Consider the following 24,455-nt stretch of genomic DNA (forward strand, 5'->3'; position numbering starts at 1 on the left):
TCAGGCGCCTTCCTTTTCCACCAGCCCCTGCAACAGCGCCATGCGATGATCCGCAAAATCTCCGGGCTGAGCGGTCAAGCCGGTCATGGCACGGATGAAGAACTGCCGATAGCCTTCGGCCTTTTCGCACCAGGCCAGCAGCTTGACCCCCTGCGGCGGGTGCACCAACGCCAAGGGCAGCACCCGGCGTTCGGACTTCTGATCCGACAGGTCGGTATAGCCGAAGACAACCGGTTGGCAGGCAAGGATCGCCTTGTGCAGCAGCGCCAGATCCTTGGTTGCGGCGGCTGGCATATCTTCGTGGTAATAGGCGGCCGGGCGCACATCCAGCGCCTTGTAAAGCCGCGCCAGAAAGCCGGCTTCGGGATCGGTTTGTGCCAGTCGGGCAATGGCGGCCTCGGCCGAGGCCGCCTCGACCGGGTCACCGCGATGTGCAGCAAGTGCGAGGCCCCGCAGCGCCGCTTCGCGCAGATCGGGGTCGATCATCGGCGCCGCAACCGCCCGTGCTGGCATGACTCCGGCAGCAGCACCGGTCATCAGACCGGATGCCAGCGCACGGCGGGTCAGCAGAAGGGCGGGTCGCATGGCACTCTCCATCAACAAAATAAGCCTTGCAGGATGCATGCAAACCATCCGATCCCAAAGCGCATTGCTTGAAACGCGGCATCTGCGGCTTTAAGTGATGCGCGTAGGCGACAGGAGGCCAGCCATGACCAACCTCACCCCGCGCGAGATTGTCTCGGAACTTGACCGTTTCATCATCGGGCAGGCCGATGCCAAGCGCGCCGTCGCCGTGGCGCTGCGCAACCGCTGGCGGCGCAAGCAGCTGGGCGATGACCTGCGCGACGAGGTTTACCCCAAGAACATCCTGATGATCGGCCCGACCGGCGTCGGCAAAACCGAGATCAGCCGCCGCCTGGCGAAGCTGGCGCGCGCGCCATTCCTGAAAGTCGAGGCCACGAAGTTCACCGAAGTCGGCTATGTCGGCCGTGATGTTGACAGCATCATCCGTGATCTGGTCGATGCGGCGATGATCGAAACGCGCGAACGGATGCGCGATGATGTGAAAGCCCGCGCCCTGAAAGCCGCCGAGGACCGGGTGATCGAGGCCATCGCCGGCAAGGATGCCCGCGAACAGACACGCGAGATGTTTCGCAAGAAGCTCAAGTCCGGCGAACTGGATCAGACCATGATCGAACTGGATGTGGCCGACAGCGCGCCTTTCCCGATGATGATGGGCGGCGGCAATGGCATGGAAATGCAGATGCAGGGGTTGCAAGACCTGTTCAAGGCATTCGGCGGCCGCACCACGCGCAAGAAGATGACCGTCGCCGACAGCTATGACATCCTGCTGGGGCAGGAAGCCGACAAGCTGCTGGACGACGAGGCAGTCAAGACCACCGCTCTGGAAGCCGTGCAGGAAAACGGCATCGTCTTTCTGGACGAGATCGACAAGATCTGCGCCCGCGCCGATGCCCGTGGCGCCGATGTAAGCCGCGAGGGCGTGCAGCGCGATCTGCTGCCGCTGATCGAGGGAACCACCGTTTCCACCAAATACGGGCCGGTCAAGACCGACCACATCCTGTTCATCGCCTCGGGGGCGTTCCATGTGGCGAAGCCTTCGGATTTGTTGCCGGAATTGCAGGGTCGTCTGCCAATCAGGGTCGAGTTGCAGGCCCTGACCGAAGGCGATTTTGTTCGCATCCTTACCGAGACGGACAATGCGCTGACCCGACAGTATTCCGCGCTGATGGCAACCGAAGCGGTCACCGTCAGCTTCACCGAAGACGGCATCGCGGCATTGGCCCGTATCGCCGCAGATGTGAACCGCAGCGTCGAGAATATCGGCGCGCGGCGGCTTTATACCATTCTGGAAAGGGTGTTTGAGGATCTGTCCTTCACCGCGCCCGACCGGAGCGGTGAAACGGTCGTCATAAATGATGCCTTCGTGGAACAGAATGTCGGTGCGCTGGCGAAATCCGCCGATCTGAGCCGCTACGTCCTCTGACCCCCTTGGCCTGCCCGGCCAAATCGGCAATGCCTTGGGCGTAGCAGGAGGTTCCCGGTGCCCGTCCATCGTATAGTCCTTGGTTTCGCGCTGACACTGATCGTCGCCTGTTCGCCGCGTGGCGCCATCATGCTGGATCCGGCGGCCGCACAGGTTGGTGCCGTCGAGGAAATTTTCGTTGCCACAACGCGGCAGATCGACCCCGAAACCGGCACTTTCGGCAAGCAACGCTCCGAACAAGAGCATTTTGCCCGGTTCGAGATTTCGGTGCCACCGGAACGCAAACTGGGCACGATCACCTTCCCAAGGCGCGGCGGCAAGCCCGACCCGTCAACCGATTTTCTGACGACAGAACAGCGCATCCAGCCCGATGTCGCCGCCTTCCGCAAGGATCTGGTGGCAACCCTACAGAAGCTGCCGCGCGGCAAACGGGATGCTGTGGTCTATGTGCATGGTTTCAATAACACTTTTGCCGAGGGGTTGTATCGGATCGCACAGCTCAGCCATGATCTGAACATGCCAGGCGTGACGCTGCACTATTCCTGGCCCTCGGCCGGGAACCCGCTGGGCTATGTTGCGGACCGCGACTCCGCGATGTTCGCGCGCGACGGTCTGGAAGAATTGCTGGATCAAGCGGCCGATGCCGGGGCGGAACGGATCGTTCTTGTCGCGCATTCCATGGGATCGGCGCTGACGATGGAAACGCTTCGGCAGGTCTCGATCCGGCGAAATACAGATCTGATGCGCCGGATTTCCGGCGTGATCCTTATTTCACCTGACATTGACGTTGATCTGTTTCGCATGCAGGCGCGCGCCTATGGCGCCCTGCCGCAACCCTTCCTGATCTTCGGATCGGATCGAGATACATTGCTGAACATTTCAGCCAAGCTCACAGGCGCACCCGAGCGGCTGGGCAACCTGCGCGATATTTCGCGGGTCGCGGATCTGAAAGTCACCTTCCTTGATACCGAGGCGTTTTCGGAAGGGACGGGCCACTTCAACCTTGGTGACAGCCCCGCGCTGATCCAGTTGATGAACCGGATCGGCGACGTGGACGCGGCCTTCGGATCGGACCAGCGCGGCAAGGTTGGCCTGTTACCCGGCGTGGTGCTGACCGTGCAAAGCGCAACCCAGATCGTGCTGAGCCCGGTCGGAGCGGTGGCCGAGGAGTTGGCGAACTAGCGACCGCGGCGCAGATAAACGTAATAGGCCCCTGCACCCCCGTGCTTCAGATGCGCCTCGGTCACCTGAAGCACGCATGGCCCCAGCGGCGGCAGGCGCAGCCAATGCGGCACCTGATGTTTCAATACGCCATAGCGCTGCGGGATCGGGCCAAAGTCTGGGCCCTGCTTGCCCTTGCCCGTAATCACCAGCACCAGACGCAGCCCCTGCGACCAGCTGTTCATCACGAAGCGGATCAACTCGGGGTGAGCTTCGGAAACCGTCATGCCGTGCAGGTCAATCCGTGCCTCGGGCACCAGTTTGCCGCGGATCATGCGCCCATGCTGTTTCAGATCCATCTGCACCGGCTGCGCCGCCAGCCGGTCAGGCAGGGCCGGTTGCAGATCGTACCGCGCCTCGGTCTTGCTGCGCTCGCCGATGCGGAAACGGTTCAGGCCCGGTTCGGGCGGGGTAGACTGCACTTCGGGGCGGTGCAGCGGCGGGACAGGGGCGTCATCGGTCGGCGGCAGGTGGCTGGAGCCGTGCATCGGCCGCGCGGTGCGGGCGACGGCCTGCCAGAGCTCGTGATCTTCCGGGCGAAGGTTGCGACGGCGCGCCATGGCTCAGCCCTCGGGATAAAGCGCATAGGCAAGGTCGATGGGCAAGAGCACAACCATGCGCCCGCCATCCTTCACCGTGCCCGCCGCATCACCCGCCGCATCGCCAGTGCCGAAGAAGATATCAGCCCGCTGCGCGCCCTTGATCGCACCGCCGGTATCCTGTGCCACCATCAGCCGGTGCAGCGGGTTGCGGCCCGCTTTTTCAATCCAGATCGGCGCGCCCAGGGGATTATGCGCGGGATCGACCGCCACAGACCGCATTCCGGTAATCGACCGGCCCATGGCGCCAATCGGTCCTTTCTCAGGCGGCAGATCCGGCAGGCGACGAAAGAAGACGTAAGAGGGGTTGGTTTCCAGCAGGTTCATGCCGGTGCCGGGGTTGGACCGCACCCATGACCGGATCGCCTGCGCAGAAACCTGATCGGGCGTATGGGTGCCCCGGCGGATCAGTTCCTTTCCGACAGACCTGTAGGGATGGCCGTTCTTGCCTGCATATCCAACCCGCATTACCCGCCCATCGGGCAGCCGGATACGGCCAGATCCTTGAATTTGAAGGAAGAATACCTCGACCGGGTCTTCCAGCCAGGCCAGTTCCAACCCTCTGCCACGCAGGGCGCCGCCCTCAATCACGGCGCGGCTGTGGTATTGCATACCATCCCGCAACTCGGGCGGGCGCGCATAGATCGGCCAAGCATAGCGCGGGGAACGCGTCAGCGAACCGCGCAATTCCGGTTCATAATAACCCGTGAACAAGGCGGGGGGCGTGCCGATGAGCAGGGGGCGGAAGAACAGTTCGAAAAATTTCCGGGCCGAAGCCGGGCTTTCCCCCGCCTGCGCTGCAAATTTGCAGATCGGTCCCCATTCAGGCTCTTTCAGCAGATCACAACTGTCCTGAAACACCTTCAGGGCGGCGCGCTGGTCATCCTCTTCCCAACCGTCAAGATCGTGGAACGACAGGATCTGCGCCTGCGCGCTCATCGCCGCACCAACGGCAAGCGCTGCCGCAAGCAGGATGGCGCGAGCGGCACCCATCACTCCCCGGTCGCAACCAATTGCCAGTTTGGATCGGCCGCGCCCATACGGCGTGCAAAGGTCCAGACGTCGCGTTGGCGCTTTACCTCGGTCGGGCTGCCCTCGATCACCTCGCCAGCCTTGTTGCGCACCACCGAAGTCAGTTCGCCCACAAAGCGCACGGTCACCTCGCCCTCGCGCGTGGCCTGATCAAAGGTCGCATCGTGCAAAGCCAGTTCGCGCAGACCCACGAAACTCGCTTCTACCGTCAGGCCCTGTTCCTCGCGGGCGCGAACAGCCGAGGCGAAGCTTTCGTAGACCTCCGGCGACAGGAACGCCTTGACCTGCGAAAGATCGCCCCGCTCGAAGGCCATCAGGATCATCTCATAGGCGCCGCGCGCACCTTGCAGAAAGGTATTCACGGAAAACGACGGTTCTGCCTGCTTCATCGCAGAAAGGGCTGCAGCGGACGGGCTACCCTCGGCCACATGATCGGTAATGTCACGATCCGGGCCACCTTCGATGACATCGAATTTGCGCTGCTGAACCGGGCCGGGCCGGGCATCCTCGGGCGGCAGGGGCGGTTTCTCGAAACCCTCGCGCGTCCCCAGAACGCTGCGCAGTTTGAGAATCAGGAAGACCGCGATCCCGGCAAGGACAAGAAGTTGGATCAGCGCGTTGTTCATATGGCCTCGGCAGGTCGGTTGATGGCTGGGGTTGGTAACATGGCCCCTCCGCCCTTATGTAGGGAAGGGGTGTGGACAAGTCTACCTTCACACCATGAAGTTCCTGACGGGAGATTGGAAGATGCGGCTGTTTGGCCCGATCCTTGTGCTGACGCTGATCGAAATCGCGCTGTTCATCACGGTGGGTGGCTGGCTGGGCCTTGGCTTGTCATTGCTGGTGATCCTTGGCACGGCGGTGCTGGGCTCTGCGCTGCTGCGGCTGCAAGGGCGCCGGATGGCACTGGATTTGCGACAGGCAATGAACGGGATCGGTGACCCGCTGTCGCCGATGGCACAGCATGGTCTGGTGATGATCGCCGCGGTTCTTCTGATCCTGCCCGGCTTTCTGGGCGATACGCTGGGGTTACTGCTGCTGCTGCCGCCCATCCGGCATATGATCATCTCAATGGTCGGTCGTCGGGTGCAGGTGCGGCGCCCTCCGATGCACGATACACACCGGCATGGCGTCGTGATCGACGCCGATTTCGTGGAACTGGACCCCGATACACCGCCCGGACCGCAGCCTGGACGCCGTTCCGGCTGGACGCAGGATTGAGGCGCGTCTCCCCCGGTGTTAGGAAGGGCAGGATCAAGACGGCCGGGAGGGCCGTTCCAACAGGAGATTTGCAATGACCGAAGCCAATGGCGAAACCCAGGGCCAGGGCGAAGCGCAGAATGCCGGTTCGCAGGTGCGGATGAGCGTGCTTGCCCAGTTCATTCGTGACATGTCTTTCGAAAATGTCGTGGCGCAAAAAGGACTTCAGGGTGGCGATGTGCAGCCCGACGTGCAGGTGGCGGTCAGCCTTGATGCGCGCAAACGCCCGGCGGATCACCAGTATGAGGTGACGCACAAGTTCCGGGTAACTTCGAAAAACAAGGCCAATGGTGATACCTTGTTCCTGCTGGAGCTGGATTACGGCGGGATCTTCCATGTGGAGGGTGTGCCGGACGAGCAGCTTCATCCTTTCCTGCTGATCGAATGCCCGCGCCTGCTGTTCCCTTTCGTGCGCCGCATCATCTCGGACATCACGCGCGACGGTGGCTTCCCGCCGCTGAACATCGACGCCGTGGATTATCTGGCGCTCTATCGTCAGGAACTGGCGCGCCGTGCGCAAGCGCAAACCGCCGAAGCGACGCCGGTTCAGTAATCAGCCGCGCTTGAGCCAGATCGCGCCGTCGCCCAGCTTGGCCACAAAGGCTTCGTGGGCGGCGGCTTCCCCAGCGGTGATCCGTGGGGCAAGGGGAGCGGGGCGCGGACGCGGACGCCAGGTGCTATCCTGCTGAACCGCATCCTTGCGCGGCGCCGTGCTGACGGGTGCAAGCACAAGATCAGGTTGCCGACCCCCGATCAGTTCCAGATAGACCTCTGCCAGAATTTCACTGTCCAGCAATGCGCCATGTTTTTCGCGCATTGAATTGTCGATGCCAAAGCGACGGCACAGCGCATCCAGCGACGCCGGAGAACCGGGAAATTTCGACCGCGCAATCATCAGCGTGTCGATGGCCTGATTATTCGGAAGTTGCGGAAACCCATGGACGCGCAACTCCCAGTTCAGGAACTTCATGTCGAAGGCAGCGTTGTGAATGACCAGTTTCGCCTCGCCCACGAAATCGAGGAAATTCTGAGCTTCCTGCCGGAACAGAGGCTTGTCGCGCAGGAAATCATCGCCCAGTCCATGAACCTCGAACGCCTCTTTCGGCATCGGGCGTTCCGGGTTCAGATAGACGTGAAAGGTGCGGCCTGTGGGAAGGTGGTTGAACAGTTCCACGGCGCCGATCTCGACGATGCGATGTCCCTCTGACGGTTCAAACCCCGTGGTTTCGGTATCCAGAACGATTTCACGCATCACGCGTCCCCCGGATATAGGCGATCAGCGCAGTCACCCCGGATTCGACCGAGGGCAGGCTGAGTGTTTCGATGATATGCGTCGCACGGGCGCGTTTGTCCCGGTCGGGCATCTGGCGTGACAGGATGAGGGCAAACTGTGCCTCGGTCATGCCGGGCCGGGCGAGCACACGGGCACGCTGCAATGCAGCCGGAGCGGTAACAAGAAGCGTGGCATCCATGTCCGTCTCGGTGCCCTTTTCGAACAGCAGGGGAATATCGAAAACGGCAATATCAGTGACTGTTTTGGCCGCAAATGCCTCGCGGTCTGCCGCGACCAAAGGGTGCACGATGTGTTCAAGCTTTGGCAGCAGTTTCGCATCGCGCGCCAGCGCCTGTTTCAACCTGTCACGCGAAACTGCGCCGCCGATTACCGCATCGGGCAACAGCGCGCCAATCGGCGCAACGGCGGCACCACCTGCACTGTAAAGCCGATGCACAGCCGCATCTGCATCCCAGACCGGCAGACCTGCGGCACGGAAAAATCCGGCTGTCGTGGATTTTCCCATGCCGATGGATCCGGTGAGACCTAGTCGAAACAGGGTCATGCCGAAAGCACCGCCTGACGGGTCGCCTCGTCAACCTCGGGGCGGTGACCGAACCAGCGTTCGAAGCCGGGGGCCGCCTGATGCAGCAACATCCCCAGACCATCGACAATGGTAGCGCCCGCCGCCTCGGCCTCTATCAGGAATTGCGTTCTGAGCGGCGTGTAGACCAGATCCGTGGCAAGGGCACCGGGCTCCATCGCATCAAGGGGCACGCGGAACTCCGGCTTGCCGGTCATGCCGAGCGAGGTTGTATTAACCACGGTTGTGGCACCTTCCAGCATATTTCCGGCCTGAATCCAGTCATGCACCGTGACCTTGGCGCCAAAGTCGCTGCGAAAGACCTCGGCCCGGGGACGGGTGCGATTTGCAAGCCGGATTTCGGGAACGCCAACCTCGATCAGGGCCGCGACGACGGCACGCGCGGCACCGCCCGCACCAAAAACCACGGCCGGACCAGCAGCCGGATTCCACTGGGGTGCGTTTTGCCGGAGATTGGCAATGAAGCCCGCACCATCGGTATTGTCCGCATGGATACGCCCATCCTTGCGGAAGATCAGCGTATTTGCGGCTCCGATCAGGGCAGCGCGATCCGTCACGATATCGGCAAGGCCCAGAATGGTCTCTTTATGCGGAATCGTGACGTTCAGCCCGACAAATCCAAGACGCGGCAGCAGGCGCAGGGCCTCGGCCAGATCCGCTTGTGCGATGTCCATCGGAATGTAGTGACCCTTGATCCCGTAGCGCCGCAGCCAGTAGCCATGCAGCGCGGGCGAGCGGCTGTGCGCGATGGGCGAACCGATCACGCCGGCCAGCGGAAGGCGCGGATGGTCTGTCATGTCTCGATGAACCCCCGAAGTTCCAGATAGGCCAGCAGCGGCAGAAGCGGTAGCCCCAAGACTGTAAAGTAATCGCCCCGGATGTCGGTGAAAAGCCGCACGCCTTCTTCTTCCAGCTTATAGCCGCCGGCAGAGTGGCGCAGACTATCCCAATTGCGGGAAATGTAGCCGTCAAGCCAAGCGTCCGAGAAGGAGCGCATTGTCAGCTCGACGCGACCGATATGGCGCCAGATCGGCGCACCCTTGTCGTAAAGCACGATGGCGGAAAGCAGACGGTGGGTCTGGCCGCGCATGGCAAGAAGTTGCGCGCGCGCGACTGCCGGTGTTTCTGGCTTGCCCCAGGCACGGCGGTCGAATTCCAGCACCTGATCGCAACCGAGCACCAGTGCCTCGGGGTGACGTTCAGCGATCTTTCGCGCCTTCATCTCTGCCAAAGCATCAGCGATGTCCTGCGGATGGGCACCTTCCGCCTCCAGCGCGGCGCGGATGGCTTCTTCATCAATCCGGGCAGGCAGGGCAGATGTTTCAATACCTGCGTTGCGCAAGAGCGCAAGACGGGTCTCGGAAGCAGAAGCAAGAAGAATGGGGCGCGACATCTGGGGGCGTGTCTGTGGAAAATCTCGGTTTGTTCTCTAGGCCCAAACTGGGGGCATCGTCAGCCTTGGCAAGGATTGGCGGCTGCAACGCCGGTTTGTCAAGCAAACTGCACGTTTTGTCCACCTGTGGGAAGTGGCTTCGGTCATCGCTGGAAAGTTTTGCAACCCACAGGATCAGGACAGAGTCAGCTTCTGACTGTGAATATATAGTACATTGTTATTAAACAAAAAATAATGATCTTGGCAGAAGAATTCCCTGTGAACAGGCAAGTTATCCACGGCCGGAAAAATGTGGACAAGACTGGGGGGCATGTAGCCAATCCTGTTATCCACGCTACCAATCACATCATTCCTTTTTCTCTTTCTTTTATTAATAAGAGGTAACAACAGAAGGAGAGAGGCATGGGTGACTTTCTGGCTGGGGCCTATCCTTGGGTAAAATTTCTTCATGTCATCTCGGTCATCAGCTGGATGGCAGGATTGTTCTACCTGCCGCGACTGTATGTCTATCATGTCGAGAAGGTGCAGGCCGGGGATGACACGGATGCGTTGTTTCAGGTCATGGAACGGCGGTTGCTGAAAGCCATCATGAACCCTGCAATGATTGCGACCTGGATCTTTGGTCTGGCCCTGGTTTTCACACCAGGGATCATTGACTGGTCTATGGTCTGGCCCTGGAGCAAAGCGGCAAGTGTGCTAGGGATGACATGGTTTCACATGTGGCTGGCCGCGCGCCGGAAGGATTTTGCCGCCAGCACGAATGTTCGCACTGGCAGAACCTATCGGATGATGAATGAGGTTCCGACGCTATTGATGATCATCATTGTTGCCTCGGTGATCGTGAAGTTCTGATTTTGTTGACTCTGGCGGGTCGCCCGCTTATGTGAGCGACTGAGCAGGGCCGTCCGGCCTGATGCCTTTCCCGATGACAGAACGATCCGGGCCCCCGAGGGGGCTTTCGTGGATGGACGATTTCCCATGACCCTTGAACGGCTGAACCTTTCCGATCTGAAAGCCAAAACCCCGGCAGAGCTGCTGGCGATGGCGGAAGAATGGGAGATTGAGAACGCGCCTTCCATGCGGAAGGGCGAGATGATGTTCTCGATCCTGAAGGAACATGCCGAGGAAGGCTGGGAGATCGGTGGCGACGGCGTTCTGGAGGTGTTGCAGGACGGTTTCGGCTTCCTGCGCAGCCCTGAGGCCAACTATCTGCCCGGCCCAGACGACATTTATGTCAGCCCCGAGATGATCCGCGTGTTCAGTCTACGCACGGGGGATACGATCTCCGGTGTTATTCAGGGGCCGCGAGACAATGAGCGCTATTTCAGCCTGGTGAAGGCCGAGCGGATCAATTTCGACGACCCGGAGAAGGCCAAGCACAAGGTCCATTTCGACAATCTGACGCCGCTATATCCTGATGAGCGCTTGAAGATGGAGATCGAGGACCCGACGATCAAGGATCGTTCTGCCCGCATCATTGATCTGGTCGCACCGATCGGCAAGGGTCAGCGTGCGTTGATCGTGGCGCCGCCGCGCACCGGCAAGACTGTGCTGTTGCAGAACATCGCCCATTCCATCGAGATGAACCACCCGGAATGCTATCTGATCGTTCTGCTGATCGACGAGCGGCCGGAAGAGGTGACCGACATGCAGCGGTCGGTGAAGGGCGAGGTGGTCTCTTCGACTTTCGACGAACCGGCGACGCGGCACGTTGCGGTTGCGGAAATGGTGATCGAAAAAGCCAAGCGACTGGTTGAACACAAACGGGATGTGGTGATCCTGCTTGATTCAATCACGCGTCTGGGCCGGGCCTTCAATACGGTTGTACCGTCGAGCGGCAAGGTGCTGACAGGCGGTGTGGATGCCAATGCGCTGCAACGACCGAAGCGGTTCTTCGGTGCTGCGCGGAACATCGAGGAAGGTGGCTCGCTGACCATCATTGCGACGGCGTTGATCGACACCGGCAGCCGGATGGATGAGGTGATCTTTGAAGAATTCAAGGGCACTGGCAACAGCGAGATCGTTTTGGATCGCAAGGTTGCGGACAAGCGGGTCTTCCCGGCCATGGATATTCTCAAATCCGGCACCCGGAAAGAAGACCTGCTGGTCGAGAAGGCGGATCTGCAAAAAACCTATGTGCTGCGTCGTATCCTGAACCCGATGGGCACCACGGATGCCATCGAGTTCCTGATCGGCAAACTGAAGCAGACCAAGAGCAATTCGGAATTCTTCGATTCTATGAACACCTGATCAGATTTCGGTGCAGGGTTCGGTATGGACACGATCTTTGCTTTGGCCTCTGCCCGCGGGCGCGCGGGCGTAGCTGTCATTCGGGTATCGGGTCCGGCAGCATTTGAGGCTGCGCGGATTCTGACCCGCGTTGCGTTGCCAATTGAACGACAGGTAGCGCTGCGCAAGATCATGTTGGGCAGCGAAGTGCTGGATGAAGGTCTGCTGCTACTGTTTGGTGCCGAGCGCAGCTTTACCGGCGAACCCGTCGCGGAATTTCAGATCCATGGATCTATTGCGGTAACGGCCGCCGTCTTGCGCGCTCTTTCAGGAATCGAAGGTCTGCGGCCTGCCGGGCCCGGAGAATTCACCCGCCGCGCGCTCCAGAATGGTCGTCTTGACCTCGCGCAGGTCGAAGCTTTGGCTGATCTGATTGATGCGGAAACAGAAGCGCAGCGGAGGCAGGCTGTCCGAGTTCTTTCTGGGCATATTGGTCAGCGTGTCGAAGCGTGGAGGGGTCGACTGCTTCGGGCTGCTGCGCTTATCGAGGCGACGATCGATTTTGTTGACGAGGATGTCCCTGTTGACGTGGAGCCCGAGGTGCGTGGGCTGATCGAAGTACTTCTTTCTGAGATGAAGAAGGAAATTTCAGCCTCGGTAGGTGCGGAACGGGTCAGGCAGGGGTTCGAGGTTGCGATTGTCGGTGCACCGAACGCCGGAAAATCGACTTTGCTGAATGCCCTGGCGGGGCGGGACGCAGCAATTACCTCTGAGGTCGCAGGAACGACACGGGATGTGATCGAAGTCCGCATGGACATTCGCGGGCTTCCTGTGACGTTGCTGGATACTGCGGGTTTACGCGATACAGAAGACGTGGTTGAAGGCATCGGGATTGCGCGTGCGAAGGATCGGGCTGCACAGGCCGATCTTCGCGTTTTTTTGCTGGAAACGCCTGAAGAGATTCTGCCGCTTATGAAGCGGGAAGGTGACATTGTCATTCTTGGTAAGGCAGATCTGCATGGCGATACAGACGCTCTGTCTGTGTCAGGTAAAACCGGGCAAGGGTTGGACAAACTGGTCGAGTTGATTGGCTCCAATCTAAGCGGTCGTTACGATGGCGAATCGCTTCTGATACGGGAGCGGCAGAGGCTTTCTCTGATGAATGCGGTCGATTCTTTGACGGTCGCACTCGGCTGGCTGAGCGGGTATGATAGCCGCGTTGAGCTGGTCGCCGAATCTCTTCGCGCGGCAAGCAGGTCTTTGGATATGCTGATCGGCAGGATCGGCGTTGAAGATGTTCTCGGGGAGATATTCTCGAGTTTCTGCATCGGGAAGTAGGAGTGTTCCACGTGAAACATTTCGATGTCATCGTTATCGGCGCGGGGCATGCCGGATGTGAAGCGGCTGCGGCAGCGGCCCGCATGGGTGCACGCACGGCTTTGGTGACGTTGCGGATGGCTGACATCGGCACGATGTCCTGCAACCCGGCGATAGGTGGCTTGGGCAAGGGCCATATCGTGCGCGAAATTGACGCGATGGATGGCGTTATGGGCCGCATCGCCGATCGTGCAGGCATCCAGTTTCGGCTGTTGAATCGACGGAAGGGGCCTGCGGTGCAGGGACCGCGCGCGCAGGCGGACCGGCAAATCTATCGCACCGAGATGCGCGCGGCGCTTTCTGCTTATGAGCATCTTTCGATTATTGAAGGTGAAGTTGCTGACATCCAAGCCATAAACAGCAGGGTGCGTGGTGTCGTGCTTGCAGATCAAAGCGAGATATCTGCAGACCGGGTCGTTCTTACGGCTGGAACATTTCTGAACGGCATCATCCATATCGGAGATATCCAGCGTAGCGCCGGGAGGATGGGGGATAGGCCATCTGTTCTGTTGGCGGAACGGTTGGCCGCTTTTGATTTGCCGCGCGGCAGACTCAAGACAGGCACGCCGCCCCGGTTGGATGGGCGCAGTATCGATTGGTCCGATCTGGATCGGCAAGACGGCGATGCTGATCCCGTAATGTTTTCATTTTCTCACAAAAAACCGTTTGTGAGGCAGATTTCATGTGGAATCACACACACAAACGAACGGACGCACGACATCATTCGGCAGAATCTTGACCGATCAGCGATGTATGGCGGTCATATAGAGGGTGTCGGCCCGCGGTATTGCCCGTCGATCGAAGACAAGGTCGTACGGTTTGCAGACAAGATCAGTCATCAGGTCTTTTTGGAACCAGAAGGCTTAGAGGATCATACTGTCTACCCGAACGGAATTTCGAGTTCGCTTCCAGTCGAAGTTCAGGAGGCTTACGTCAGGTCCATCAAGGGCTTGGAGCAGGCTCGAATTCTTCAGCCAGCATATGCGATTGAATATGATTTCTTCGATCCAAGAGGATTGAAACCCACACTTGAAACACGCGCGCTGGATGGGTTGTATTTTGCTGGCCAGATCAACGGAACGACCGGCTATGAAGAGGCGGCCGCTCAGGGTTTGGTTGCGGGTTTGAATGCTGCCGCTGCGGCGCAGAATCAAGATCCAGTGATATTCTCTCGTACTGACAGCTACATTGGCGTGATGATCGACGATCTTCTCACGTTTGGAGTTACAGAGCCCTACCGCATGTTTACCTCGCGTGCTGAGTTTCGTTTGTTGTTGCGGGCAGATAACGCAGATCAACGGCTTACGGAGAAAGGTCGCAATATTGGCTGTGTGTCGGATGCGCGTTGGAATATGTATGCTGCCAAGGCATTGCAGTTGTCACAAGGCAAAGAGGCACTTTCCAACCGTTCGATGACGCCGAGGGAGGCTGCTGCCTTGGGTATTTCTGTTAGCCCGGATGGGGGGCGGCGCTCGGCGCTACAATTGCTGACCTTCCCCGATGTCGGGCCAGAACATTTACGCGGGCTGTCTGCGGAATTTGACACTTTGCCAGAAGATATACAGGCGCAGATTCGGGTCGATGCACTTTACGATGCTTTTGCAGATCGTCAGAGGGCAGACGTGGCTGCGATCCGGCAGGATGAAGAAAACCTCATCCCTGAATCGCTCGATTATCGGGCCATTTCCGGCTTGTCCAACGAACTTGCAGACAAACTTTGCAGGGTAAGACCCGCGAATATTGGGCAGGCGAGCAGGATAGAGGGAATGACACCTGCGGCACTGGTCTTGATCATGTCTATGGTTTCAAAGGCGAAACCCGCCCGGATTGCGTCTTGAGCATCCCGATAGATATTGGCTTTGATGTTTCACGTGAAACATCTGATGCGCTTGTCCGGTATGTCGCAATGCTGGAAAAGTGGAACAAGGCTATCAATCTTGTTGCGCGTGGTACAATTTCGGAAATCTGGTCGCGGCACATTGCGGATTCCGCGCAGTTGATCAAGCTCTTGCCTGCATCTGCGCGGCGCTGGGTGGATATTGGCTCCGGTGGTGGTTTACCTGGTCTGGTTGTCGCAATACTCAGCAAGGATCTGGAGCAGAGTATTGCGTTTGATCTTGTCGAAGCAGATCAACGCAAGGCAACATTTCTGCGACAAGTGGTTATGGAGCTTTCACTTCCTGTGTCGATTCACTCGTGCAGGATTGCAGATCTGCCAGAATTGAAAGCAGATGTGGTTTCCGCGCGGGCGCTTGCACCTCTGACCGATCTTTGTGGAATGGCCGAACGACTGCTGGGTTCGGGAGGAATTGGTGTTTTTCCAAAAGGTGCAATGGCTTCGCAAGAGATTGAGGTTGCGTTGCAGCATTGGCACTTTGATCTTGAGCGTTTCCCGAGTATCACGAGTCCAAACTCGGAAATCCTGAAACTCTCGAAGATCCGTCATGTCTGACCCCAGCCGACCGAAGCTTCCAAGAATTGTCGCAGTCACCAATCAGAAGGGTGGCGTTGGAAAAACAACGACAGCCATCAACCTCGCGGCTGCTTTGGTCGAACTTGGTGCGCGCGTTCTTGTTGTGGACCTTGATCCGCAAGGAAACGCATCCACCGGACTCGGTATCGAAGCGCAGGACCGGACCGTCACGACCTACGATGTCTTGCTGGATGATGTGCCGATTTCGGAAGCCATTCAGGGAACGATTATTCAGAACCTGCTTATTTGCCCTGCAAATGCCGATCTCGCATCTGCGGATATCGAACTTGTGGCAAACGAAAAGCGCAGCTTTCTGCTGCATGACGCACTGAGGGCGATCGATATTGATGCTCTCGCGCTTGACTATGTACTTCTTGATTGCCCTCCGTCCCTAAGTTTGCTCACAGTGAACGCGCTTTGCGCTGCGCATTCTGTTCTTATCCCACTGCAAAGTGAGTTTTTTGCGCTCGAGGGGCTGTCTCAACTCATGTTGACCATTCGGCAGGTCCGAGAAGCAGCAAACCCGGGTTTGAGGATAGAAGGCGTGGTTCTGACGATGCATGACGCACGCAACAACCTGTCGCAGCAGGTAGAGGCGGATGCGCGTGCTACCTTGGGTGATCTGGTTTTCAAGACAATCGTGCCTCGCAATGTGCGTGTCAGTGAGGCGCCATCCTTTGCAATGCCAGTGCTGAGTTATGATTCTGCCTCAAAGGGTAGTGAAGCCTATCGGGCGCTTGCGCTGGAGCTGGCTGTAAGACACGGAATTGCGCAGGAAAGGGCCTGACCATGGAAAAGAAGATTGAACGCCGTGGTCTTGGCCGTGGCCTGTCCGCGCTTATGGCTGACGTTGCAGTCGGAAATCCACAAGAGGCGAGCACGGCGAACCGCAAGCCCGATGTTCTGCCGATTGAGGCAATTCGCCCGAATCCCGACCAGCCCAGGCGTAGCTTTGTGGATGGTGATCTTGAAGATCTTGCCGCATCGATTCGTCAGAAGGGTGTTCTGCAGCCCCTGATCGTGCGTGCTGTGCAATCGGGTTATGAGATCGTTGCTGGCGAGCGTCGCTGGCGTGCAGCCCAACTCGCAAACCTGCACGAGCTTCCTGTTCTGATACGTGATTTTGACGATACGGAAGTGCTCGAAATCGCCATAATCGAGAACATCCAACGCGAAGATCTTAACGCGATTGAGGAAGCTCAGGCGTTTCGTCAACTTATGGACCGCTTTGGCCATACGCAGGAAAAACTGGCAGAAGCGCTGTCGAAAAGCCGTAGCTATATTGCCAATCTTCTACGTCTGCTCAATTTGCCGGAAGATGTGCAGCGCCATGTCCGGGATGGACGGCTGAGTGCGGGACATGCCCGGGCGCTGGTTACGCATCCCGACGCCGCAAGGGTCGCGCAAGAGGTTATTGCAAAGGGCCTGTCGGTTAGAGAGACTGAGGATCTGGTTCGTAAATCGGAGGCGCCTGCGCAAAAGCGCCGGGTACCGCAGGGCGCGGAGAAGGATGCAGACACCAGAGCGCTGGAACTGGATCTCTCGGCCAATCTTGGGATGAGTGTTACGATTACGCACGGCGTGGATGGTGAAGGCACATTGTCCATCCGCTATCGGTCACTCGATGATCTTGACATCCTGTGTCAGACACTTTCCGTCATGCGTCGGGACGCGTCCATATGAATAGCGCCGCCAGGGACATTGCGACAGTCTGTGCAGCGATCACCAGATAAGGTAAATTCAGTAAGAGCGCCAAGAGCACTGAAGCCAGCATCGAGGCGCTGCTGATACGCTTTATTCTGGCATTGATTGCACCACGCTCGCGCCATGCATTGATGGGCGGCCCATATTTCGGGTGTGTAATCAACCAGTTATGCAGTCTTTCCGATGATCGGGAGAAGCAGAATGCCGACAGAAGCAAGAAGGGAACGGTTGGTAGTATCGGGGTGACGATCCCGATCAATCCAAGGGCAAGGGCAAGCATCCCGATCAGTAGCCATAGGATGCGCATCTAGAGCAGCCTCGCAATCTGCTCGATTACTGCGTTGAGCAAAGGACGACCCCTTCGGGTTACCTGAAGCATGTCCTCGTCGATATGAAGCATTCCCATATCAACCAAGTCGCCAAGTTGATTTCGGGGAAGCCGCTTTCCGGCCATCTTCTCAAGACGAGATAGGGTGATCCCGGCCCGTAGTCGCAAGCCCATCAGAAGATATTCCAGCGCGCAGTCAGTATCGACGAGCTTCTCCATTTCGAGATTGCCTGAGGTCCGTGTTTGAGCAAGCCATGGAGCGGGAGAGGGCTGCATCGTTGTCGCGTAACGTGATGCGCCGATCGTAAGCCGCCCATGCGCGCCGGGTCCGATACCGGCGTAGTCGCCGGCTGTCCAGTATATCATATTGTGGCGTGACTCTGATCCTGGGCGGGCATGATTGGAAACTTCGTAGGAAGGCAATCCTGCTGCCTCCATCACGTCCTGCGTAAGATCGAAGAAATCCGCGCCGAGGTTCTCATCAGGCAGGCCAAGCAACTGACCCCGTGCGAAGCGCTCACCAAACACCGTGCCATTTTCGATGGACAGTTGATAAAGCGACATGTGGGACGATCCGAGTGAAAGGGCGCGCTCCAGTTCCTTTTGCCAGCCTTCCATGGTTTGATTTTGGCGTGTGTAGATCAAGTCAAAGGATACACGATCAAAGGTGGATTGCGCCGTGGACAGTGCGCGCAAGCCCTCATCTACCGTATGCATACGGCCAAGCATGCGCAAAGCAAGGTCATCAAGCGCCTGCAACCCGAGAGAAATGCGGTTTACGCCAGCGGCGTGATAGCCGCGAAAATTAGCTGCATCGACAGAGCCGGGATTGGCCTCGAGCGTAATTTCAATGTCGTTTGCGAAAGTCCAGTGCTTTGAGGCATGTACCAATATCCGCTCGACGGTATCCATACGCATGAGAGACGGAGTGCCACCGCCAAAATAGATCGAGTTCAGCAATCGTTTCCCGGTCAGTTCGGCTGTTCTCTCAAGCTCCTGCACATAGGCCTTTGCCCAATCTTGCTGGTCGATGCTTGTCGCAACATGACTGTTGAAGTCGCAGTAAGGACATTTCGACTGGCAAAACGGCCAGTGGATATAGAGCCCGAAGCCACCCGTACGCCAATCCTCGACGTCGTGTTGCTGCGTAGCGGGTCTGGGAGTGGCTTCGGAGTGTTTCACGTGAAACACTCCATCAGCTTCTGGAATGCGCGCGCGCGATGGCTGATGCGGTTCTTTTCCCAGCGATCCATTTCACCAAATGTTTGGTCGTAACCGTCTGGAACAAAGATCGGGTCGTAGCCATGACCTTGGCTTCCCCTTGCCGGCCAGGTTAGCTGTCCTGCCATCTGCCCTTCGAAGACTTCGTCGTGGCCATCTGGCCAAGCGAGAACCAATGTGCAGCAGAAGCTTGCACGGAAGGGCGGAGTAGCCAGTGCTCTGGCAAGCTCATTGCAAACGCGATCCATCGCCATTTCAAAATCGCGGCCTAAAGGTGTCTCGGCCCAGTCGGCGGTATAGACACCGGGGGCACCATCCAGCGCATCCACCGAAAGCCCCGAATCGTCTGCCAGTGCCGGCAGACCCGTGGCTTTCGCTGCGGCATGTGCCTTGATCCGGGCATTCCCGATGAAGGTATCTTCTGTCTCTGCGGGTTCAGGCAGGCCAAACTCGGCCGCGGACACAACTTCAATGCCTAGAGGCCGCAGAAGATCTGCGATTTCCTCAAGCTTTCCCTTGTTGTGTGTTGCAACAAGAAGCCTTTTTCCTTCAAACGCCCGCATCAGCCGACGGCCGTATTCTGTGTATGAACCAGTTCTGCGATGCCCTTTTCAGCAAGGTCAAGGAGACTTGCCATTTGATCGCGTGTAAAAGTAGAGCCTTCAGCCGACATCTGAACCTCGATCAGCCGGCGAGATCCTGTCAGGACAAAGTTCCCATCCGTGCCCGCTACGGAATCCTCAGGGTAATCCAGATCCAGAACGGGTTGCCCGGCATAGATCCCGCAGGAAACCGCAGCGACATTGTCGATCAGAGGGTCGCTCGTAATGATGCCAGCCTTCAGCAACTTATTGACTGCCAACCGCAAGGCGACCCACCCACCAGTAATGGATGCGCAACGCGTACCGCCATCGGCCTGGATCACATCACAGTCGATAACGATCTGCCTTTCACCAAGGGCCGAGCGGTCTATGCCAGCGCGCAGGGCACGGCCGATAAGTCGCTGTATCTCCTGCGTACGCCCGCCCTGTTTGCCGGCGGCAGCTTCTCGCCGCGTGCGGCTTGTGGTAGCGCGCGGCAGCATCCCATATTCCGCCGTAACCCAGCCCAGTCCGGTATTCTTGAGAAACGGTGGCGTCTTGTCCTCGATGGTCGCGGTGCAGATGACATGGGTATTCCCCATGCGGATCAGGCAGGATCCCTCTGCATGAAGCGAAGTGTTCGTCTCGATGCTCACTGCGCGAAGTTGATCTAGCTTTCGTCCGGAGGGCCGCATGATTGTCATCCTGTGAATTTGCGCCCTCAGCTATCGCCACCTATATGGAGGATGCAACTATTATTGACGCTGCGGCGTTCCGCTCCTTAATTGGGTCTGGTGCAAAGCGGATATGGAAATGGGACCGAACAGCAATCTCCTGACGGAGTTAAACCAGCGCTCGCGTGAAGTTTTTCGCCGCGTGGTTGAGGCCTATCTGGAGTCGGGAGATCCGGTCGGCTCGCGTACGCTGACGCGCGGATTTTCGGAGAGTATAAGCGCCGCAACGATCCGGAACGTCATGCAGGATCTGGAGTTTCTAGGGCTTCTGAACAGCCCTCACGTTTCCGCCGGCAGGATTCCGACCCAGCTTGGGTTGCGCATGTTTGTTGATGGCATTCTGGAACTTGGGGCCGTCACGCACGCGGATCGTGAAATTCTGGAATCTACCCTTGGGTATGAAGCGCCAGATATGACAGCGACGCTCGATCGGGTTGGGGCCGCGTTGTCGGGTATTACGCGAGGGGCCAGCATTGTTGTGGCCCCGAAGCACGACGAGGCGGAGATCCGACATATCGAGTTTGTCAATCTTGGGCCGGACCGTGCGTTGGTGGTGTTGGTTCTTTCCGATGGTCAGGTTGAAAATCGGGTTTTCACGCCGCCGCCGGGCTTGACACCATCGGCGATGCGGGAGGCCGCAAACCTTCTGAACGCACTTGCGGGAGGCAAGACACTGAGCGCCTTGCGAAGCACCGTGCGTCAAGACCTGGAGCTGCGCAGACGAGAAATCGACGCGCTTGCACAGGCTTTGGTCGAAAGCGGTATCGCACTTTGGGAAAACGCCGGTGAAAGCGGTGAGCGTCTGATTGTTCGCGGCCGGGCCAATCTTCTGGACGGAACCCAGGAAGCCGACGATCTTGAACGGGTAAGGCGCCTTTTTGACGATCTGGAAAGGACGCGCGATCTGGCGGATTTTCTCGATCTGACTGAAGCGGGAGATGGGGTTAAGATTTTTATTGGGTCTGAGAACAAACTCTTTTCACTTTCGGGTTCCTCTCTGGTGGTCTCTCCCTATATGAACGCTGATCGGAAGATCATCGGTGCGGTTGGTGTGATCGGTCCGACGCGGTTGAATTACGGGCGCGTCGTTCCGGTTGTCGATTATACGGCGCAGTTGGTAAGTCGATTGATGTCAGACCGTAACCGGGGTTAGAAGCGACAAAGGATATGAAGATGGCTGATGAACGTGCATCGAGCCCTGAGCTAAATCTTGACGAACTCGAAGAGTTCATTGGTGCGGACGAGCTTGAGGCGATCCGCTCCGAGCGTGACGCCTTCCGTGACAAGTTCATGCGTGCCCTTGCGGATGCGGAAAATGCGCGCAAGCGTGGGGAGCGTGATCGCCGTGAGGCCGAGCAATATGGCGGCTCGAAGCTCGCGCGCGATATGCTTCCGGTTTATGATAATCTGCGGCGGGCACTCAATGCGGTGCCTGAGGAGTCGCGTGATCAATCCGCTGCCCTTATAGAAGGGATCGAGTTGACCCTGCGCGAGTTGCTGGCAGTTCTCAACAAACATGGGATTTCTCTGGTTGTCCCCGAGATTGGCCAGGTTTTCGACCCGCAGTTGCATCAGGCTATGTTCGAGGCGCCTTTGCCCGGAACAAAGGCTGGCCAGATCATACAGGTGATGACCGAAGGATTCATGATCCATGACCGGCTTCTCCGCCCGGCTCAGGTTGGGGTCAGCTCCAATACTGCATCCTGAGCAGATATGTGTTTCACGTGAAACAATGGGCGCTGGCTATTCCGCCAGCGCCTTTTTCAGTTCGTAAACAAGATTTAGTGCTGCAATAGGAGACAGTTCGTCAGGGTTGATGTCCTTGAGCCGATCCTCCAGAACTGAAGTCCGGGCAGGTGTGATCGTGGCCTGAGGCGCTACGCGAAACAATGGCAGATCATCGACCAGCGTCTTCCGTCTGGCTCCGCCATCGCGGTCCCCGGATTCGAGGGCTTCCAGAACGACCTTGGCTCTTTCAATAACTGGCTCCGGTAGCCCGGCCAGTTTCGCGACCTGTACCCCATAGGATCGGTCCGCCGCGCCGCGTCGTACCTCGTGAAGGAAGATTACATCGCCCTTCCATTCCTTCACGCTGACTGTCGCATTTTCAACACCTGAAAGTTTTTGCGCCAGAGAGGTCATCTCGTGATAGTGCGTGGCAAAAAGGGCGCGGCAGCGGTTCGCGTCATGCAGATGCTCCAGAGTTGCCCAAGCGATGGAAAGCCCGTCGTAAGTTGCTGTTCCTCTGCCGATCTCGTCCAGAATCACAAATGCACGGTCATCCGCCTGATTAAGAATCGCAGCAGTTTCGACCATTTCGACCATGAAGGTCGAGCGCCCGCGTGCAAGATCGTCTGATGCTCCTACGCGGCTGAACAACTGACTGACCAACCCAATATGGGCGGCTGCCGCGGGCACGAATGAGCCGCATTGTGCCAACAAGGTGATCAGCGCGTTTTGGCGTAGAAATGTAGATTTGCCCGCCATATTCGGGCCCGTCAACAACCAGATCGCTGGGGCGTCTTGTGCAGTCAATGCACAGTCGTTTGCCACAAATGCGGCTGCGCCTTGACGGCGCAACGCGCGTTCCACGACAGGGTGCCGGCCAGCTTCGATATGGAACGCATGTGTGGCGTCTACCTTAGGGCGGGCCCAGCCTTCACCGGATGCCAGATCGGCAAATGCGGCAGCAACATCCAGTTCGGCAAGCCCTCGCGCTGCGATGCCTATGGTGCCCGCCGTTGCCAGAACCAGATTGCGCATGCGGTTGAAGTGTTGCTTCTCAAGTTCAAGCGCATGATTTCCCGCATTCAGGATGCGGGTTTCCAACTCGCTTAGGGCGAGTGTTGTAAAGCGTACCTGATTTGCTGTGGTTTGCCGATGTATGAACGTCTCGCACAATGGCTGCGACATCATCTTTTCCGCATGGGTTGCGGTAACTTCGATGAAGTATCCGAGCACGTTGTTATGTTTGATTTTCAGGCTCTGTACGCCAGTTTCTGACGCATACTGTGCCTGCATTCCCGCAATGACGGCTCTGCCTTCGTCCCTGAGCTTCCGGGTTTCGTCCAAATCAGGATCAAAACCCGCAGCCACGAAGCCGCCATCACGGGCGAGAAGGGGAGGGTCCTCGATAAGGGATTGATTTAAAATGGAAATTACCTCGTCATTTCCGATCAGGGACTCAGCTGCCTCTTGCAGAACTGCATCCCCGTTGCCTGCCATCCGTTCCGCAATCAATTGTGCTTGAAACAGGCCATTGCGGATGGCTGCAAGGTCGCGAGGGCCGCCCCGGTCAAGGGCAAGACGCGAAAGGGCCCGGTCAATGTCGGGCACGCGGCGCAATGCTTCGCGCAGGCTGGCGCGCAAAGCGGAGTGCTCGATCAGATAGGCAACCGAGTCCAGCCTGGCATCAATCACCGACAGGTCGCGCGACGGTGCGGACAGCCTGCGCTCCAACAGGCGCGCGCCGCCTGCTGTTGCGGTGCGATCCACAGCCTCTAACAAGGATCCCGTGCGGCCGCCGGACATGGAGGTCGTAATCTCAAGATTGCGTCGTGTCGCCGCGTCAATCAGCATGGCGCCGCCCAATGCTTCGCGGACCGGCGGGCGCAACAATGGCAGCTTGCCGCGTTGGGTCAGATCCAGATAATCGACCAGCGCGCCCATTGCGGCAATTTCGGCGCGTCCATAGGCGCCGAAGGCATCCAGAGTCGCAACCTGCCAAAGGGTGCAAAGACGGCGCTCGGCGCCAGCCGAGTCGAAAGCCGCACGGGCAATCTCAGTTACAGCCGCGCCAAGATCCGCAGCCACATCGCGCACAGACGCCTCTGCCATTTCTGCCACCAGAATTTCGCGTGGCATCAGGCGGGCAAGTTCCGGCGCCAGCCGCGGCCTCGTGCAGGGCATTACGCGCAATTCGCCAGTGGAAATATCAGTCCAAGCCAGCGCCCCTTCTTCCCGGATTTCGGCCCAGGCGCACAGGAAATTGTGCCTCCGTGCCTCCAGCAGGGAATCCTCGGTCAGCGTTCCGGGAGTGACCAGCCGCACCACATCGCGCCGGACTACGGATTTTGATCCGCGCTTCTTGGCTTCGGCCGGATCTTCCATCTGTTCGGCAATCGCCACGCGAAACCCTTTGCGGATCAGCGACAGCAAATGGCCTTCGGCGGCCACAACGGGCACGCCGCACATCGGGATCGGCTCCCCCAGATGAAAGCCGCGTTTGGTCAGCGCAATGTCCAACGCCTCTGACGCTGCGACGGCATCGTCAAAGAACATCTCGTAGAAGTCGCCCATCCGGTAGAACAGGATCGCATCGGCATATTGCGCCTTGATCTCCAGATATTGCGCCATCATCGGCGTTACGCTGTCGTCGGTCACACTCGTCCCCTTCCATCGGCAAGGGTGACCCTACA

General features: G+C 58.4%; 26 protein-coding genes. 13 read left to right on the plus strand and 13 right to left on the minus strand.

Features of this window, described 5'->3' with window-relative positions; genetic code table 11:
* Window positions 1–585 (minus strand): WYL domain-containing protein, encoded by a 585-nt coding sequence (locus tag D2N39_RS15075; RefSeq protein WP_158589850.1) that lies wholly within the window; start codon window positions 583–585, stop codon window positions 1–3.
* Window positions 586–709: 124 nt separating this feature from the next.
* Here D2N39_RS15075 and hslU point away from each other — a divergent pair, with 124 nt between their 5' ends.
* Window positions 710–2,008, plus strand: a complete 1,299-nt coding sequence (gene hslU / locus D2N39_RS15080) for an ATP-dependent protease ATPase subunit HslU (protein WP_119135610.1) — start codon at window positions 710–712, stop codon at window positions 2,006–2,008.
* Window positions 2,009–2,065: 57 nt separating this feature from the next.
* A complete protein-coding gene (locus D2N39_RS15085; RefSeq protein ID WP_119135611.1) occupies window positions 2,066–3,190 on the plus strand; it encodes an alpha/beta hydrolase in 1,125 nt (374 codons plus the stop codon).
* Here D2N39_RS15085 and D2N39_RS15090 read toward each other — a convergent pair.
* From D2N39_RS15090 to D2N39_RS15100, 3 genes are read right to left on the minus strand one after another with little or no spacing between them, the layout of a single operon-like run.
* Window positions 3,187–3,789: a Smr/MutS family protein gene (locus tag D2N39_RS15090; RefSeq protein WP_119135612.1), complete on the minus strand. Its 603-nt coding sequence runs from the start codon at window positions 3,787–3,789 to the stop codon at window positions 3,187–3,189. The genes D2N39_RS15085 and D2N39_RS15090 overlap by 4 nt on opposite strands.
* A gap of 3 nt (window positions 3,790–3,792) precedes the next feature.
* Window positions 3,793–4,821, minus strand: a complete 1,029-nt coding sequence (mltA, locus tag D2N39_RS15095; RefSeq protein ID WP_119135613.1) for a murein transglycosylase A — start codon at window positions 4,819–4,821, stop codon at window positions 3,793–3,795.
* Window positions 4,821–5,486, minus strand: coding sequence for a Tim44/TimA family putative adaptor protein (locus tag D2N39_RS15100; protein ID WP_119135614.1), 666 nt, complete (start codon window positions 5,484–5,486; stop codon window positions 4,821–4,823). Before D2N39_RS15100 ends, mltA begins: the two co-directional genes overlap by 1 nt.
* A 121-nt stretch (window positions 5,487–5,607) precedes the next feature.
* Here D2N39_RS15100 and D2N39_RS15105 point away from each other — a divergent pair, with 121 nt between their 5' ends.
* Window positions 5,608–6,081 carry an FxsA family protein gene (locus D2N39_RS15105; protein ID WP_119135718.1) on the plus strand — a complete coding sequence of 158 codons (474 nt, stop codon included), beginning with the start codon at window positions 5,608–5,610 and terminating at the stop codon, window positions 6,079–6,081.
* Window positions 6,082–6,154: 73 nt separating this feature from the next.
* Window positions 6,155–6,673: a protein-export chaperone SecB gene (gene secB / locus D2N39_RS15110; RefSeq protein WP_119135615.1), complete on the plus strand. Its 519-nt coding sequence runs from the start codon at window positions 6,155–6,157 to the stop codon at window positions 6,671–6,673.
* On the opposite strand, the gene dnaQ is transcribed toward secB, so the two are convergent.
* From dnaQ to D2N39_RS15130, 4 genes are read right to left on the minus strand one after another with little or no spacing between them, the layout of a single operon-like run.
* Window positions 6,674–7,372: a DNA polymerase III subunit epsilon gene (gene dnaQ, locus D2N39_RS15115; RefSeq protein ID WP_119135616.1), complete on the minus strand. Its 699-nt coding sequence runs from the start codon at window positions 7,370–7,372 to the stop codon at window positions 6,674–6,676.
* The gene (gene coaE, locus D2N39_RS15120) at window positions 7,365–7,958 is read right to left on the minus strand and encodes a dephospho-CoA kinase (RefSeq protein ID WP_119135617.1); all 594 of its coding nucleotides are present in this window, start codon (window positions 7,956–7,958) and stop codon (window positions 7,365–7,367) included. Before coaE ends, dnaQ begins: the two co-directional genes overlap by 8 nt.
* Window positions 7,955–8,794, minus strand: coding sequence for a shikimate dehydrogenase (locus tag D2N39_RS15125; protein WP_119135618.1), 840 nt, complete (start codon window positions 8,792–8,794; stop codon window positions 7,955–7,957). The genes coaE and D2N39_RS15125 overlap by 4 nt, the downstream gene beginning before the upstream one ends.
* Complete coding sequence (locus tag D2N39_RS15130) at window positions 8,791–9,390, minus strand: Maf family protein (protein WP_119135619.1); 600 nt, start codon at window positions 9,388–9,390, stop codon at window positions 8,791–8,793. Before D2N39_RS15130 ends, D2N39_RS15125 begins: the two co-directional genes overlap by 4 nt.
* Before the next feature lie 402 nt (window positions 9,391–9,792).
* On the opposite strand from D2N39_RS15130, the gene hemJ reads away from it, so the two are divergent.
* The 7 genes from hemJ (at window position 9,793) to D2N39_RS15165 (ending at window position 17,152) form a co-directional block, all read left to right on the plus strand.
* Window positions 9,793–10,242 carry a protoporphyrinogen oxidase HemJ gene (gene hemJ / locus D2N39_RS15135; protein WP_119135620.1) on the plus strand — a complete coding sequence of 150 codons (450 nt, stop codon included), beginning with the start codon at window positions 9,793–9,795 and terminating at the stop codon, window positions 10,240–10,242.
* Window positions 10,243–10,368: 126 nt separating this feature from the next.
* The gene (gene rho, locus D2N39_RS15140; protein ID WP_119135621.1) at window positions 10,369–11,640 is read left to right on the plus strand and encodes a transcription termination factor Rho; all 1,272 of its coding nucleotides are present in this window, start codon (window positions 10,369–10,371) and stop codon (window positions 11,638–11,640) included.
* 24 nt (window positions 11,641–11,664) lie between these two features.
* Window positions 11,665–12,957: a tRNA uridine-5-carboxymethylaminomethyl(34) synthesis GTPase MnmE gene (gene mnmE / locus D2N39_RS15145; protein ID WP_119135622.1), complete on the plus strand. Its 1,293-nt coding sequence runs from the start codon at window positions 11,665–11,667 to the stop codon at window positions 12,955–12,957.
* Window positions 12,958–12,968: 11 nt separating this feature from the next.
* Window positions 12,969–14,834: a tRNA uridine-5-carboxymethylaminomethyl(34) synthesis enzyme MnmG gene (gene mnmG / locus D2N39_RS15150; RefSeq protein ID WP_119135719.1), complete on the plus strand. Its 1,866-nt coding sequence runs from the start codon at window positions 12,969–12,971 to the stop codon at window positions 14,832–14,834.
* Window positions 14,831–15,448 carry a 16S rRNA (guanine(527)-N(7))-methyltransferase RsmG gene (gene rsmG / locus D2N39_RS15155; protein ID WP_267899582.1) on the plus strand — a complete coding sequence of 206 codons (618 nt, stop codon included), beginning with the start codon at window positions 14,831–14,833 and terminating at the stop codon, window positions 15,446–15,448. The genes mnmG and rsmG overlap by 4 nt, the downstream gene beginning before the upstream one ends.
* Window positions 15,441–16,256, plus strand: a complete 816-nt coding sequence (locus D2N39_RS15160; protein WP_119135624.1) for a ParA family protein — start codon at window positions 15,441–15,443, stop codon at window positions 16,254–16,256. Before rsmG ends, D2N39_RS15160 begins: the two co-directional genes overlap by 8 nt.
* Before the next feature lie 2 nt (window positions 16,257–16,258).
* Entirely contained in the window at window positions 16,259–17,152 is an 894-nt protein-coding gene (locus D2N39_RS15165; RefSeq protein ID WP_119135625.1) for a ParB/RepB/Spo0J family partition protein, read from the plus strand.
* On the opposite strand, the gene D2N39_RS15170 is transcribed toward D2N39_RS15165, so the two are convergent.
* Genes D2N39_RS15170 through rph form a run of 4 tightly spaced genes read right to left on the minus strand, consistent with a single transcriptional unit; the run spans window position 17,127 to window position 19,998 of the window.
* Window positions 17,127–17,480, minus strand: a complete 354-nt coding sequence (locus D2N39_RS15170) for a YbaN family protein (RefSeq protein ID WP_119135626.1) — start codon at window positions 17,478–17,480, stop codon at window positions 17,127–17,129. The genes D2N39_RS15165 and D2N39_RS15170 overlap by 26 nt on opposite strands.
* On the minus strand, window positions 17,481–18,683 hold the full coding sequence (gene hemW, locus D2N39_RS15175; protein WP_119135720.1) for a radical SAM family heme chaperone HemW: 1,203 nt from the start codon (window positions 18,681–18,683) through the stop codon (window positions 17,481–17,483). It lies immediately after the preceding gene.
* A complete protein-coding gene (rdgB, locus tag D2N39_RS15180; RefSeq protein WP_119135627.1) occupies window positions 18,680–19,285 on the minus strand; it encodes an RdgB/HAM1 family non-canonical purine NTP pyrophosphatase in 606 nt (201 codons plus the stop codon). The genes hemW and rdgB overlap by 4 nt, the downstream gene beginning before the upstream one ends.
* The gene (gene rph, locus D2N39_RS15185) at window positions 19,285–19,998 is read right to left on the minus strand and encodes a ribonuclease PH (RefSeq protein WP_119135628.1); all 714 of its coding nucleotides are present in this window, start codon (window positions 19,996–19,998) and stop codon (window positions 19,285–19,287) included. Before rph ends, rdgB begins: the two co-directional genes overlap by 1 nt.
* Window positions 19,999–20,116: 118 nt before the next feature.
* Between rph and hrcA the strand changes: the two genes are divergently transcribed.
* Window positions 20,117–21,190, plus strand: coding sequence for a heat-inducible transcriptional repressor HrcA (gene hrcA / locus D2N39_RS15190; RefSeq protein WP_119135721.1), 1,074 nt, complete (start codon window positions 20,117–20,119; stop codon window positions 21,188–21,190).
* Between the two features lie 20 nt (window positions 21,191–21,210).
* On the plus strand, window positions 21,211–21,744 hold the full coding sequence (locus D2N39_RS15195) for a nucleotide exchange factor GrpE (protein WP_119135722.1): 534 nt from the start codon (window positions 21,211–21,213) through the stop codon (window positions 21,742–21,744).
* Window positions 21,745–21,780: 36 nt separating this feature from the next.
* On the opposite strand, the gene mutS is transcribed toward D2N39_RS15195, so the two are convergent.
* A complete protein-coding gene (mutS, locus tag D2N39_RS15200) occupies window positions 21,781–24,420 on the minus strand; it encodes a DNA mismatch repair protein MutS (RefSeq protein WP_119135629.1) in 2,640 nt (879 codons plus the stop codon).
* Between the last annotated feature and the right edge of the window lie 35 nt (window positions 24,421–24,455).

Origin of the sequence: Gemmobacter lutimaris (assembly GCF_003570715.1) — a bacterium.
In the GTDB taxonomy this organism is placed as follows: Bacteria; Pseudomonadota; Alphaproteobacteria; order Rhodobacterales; family Rhodobacteraceae; genus Gemmobacter; species Gemmobacter lutimaris.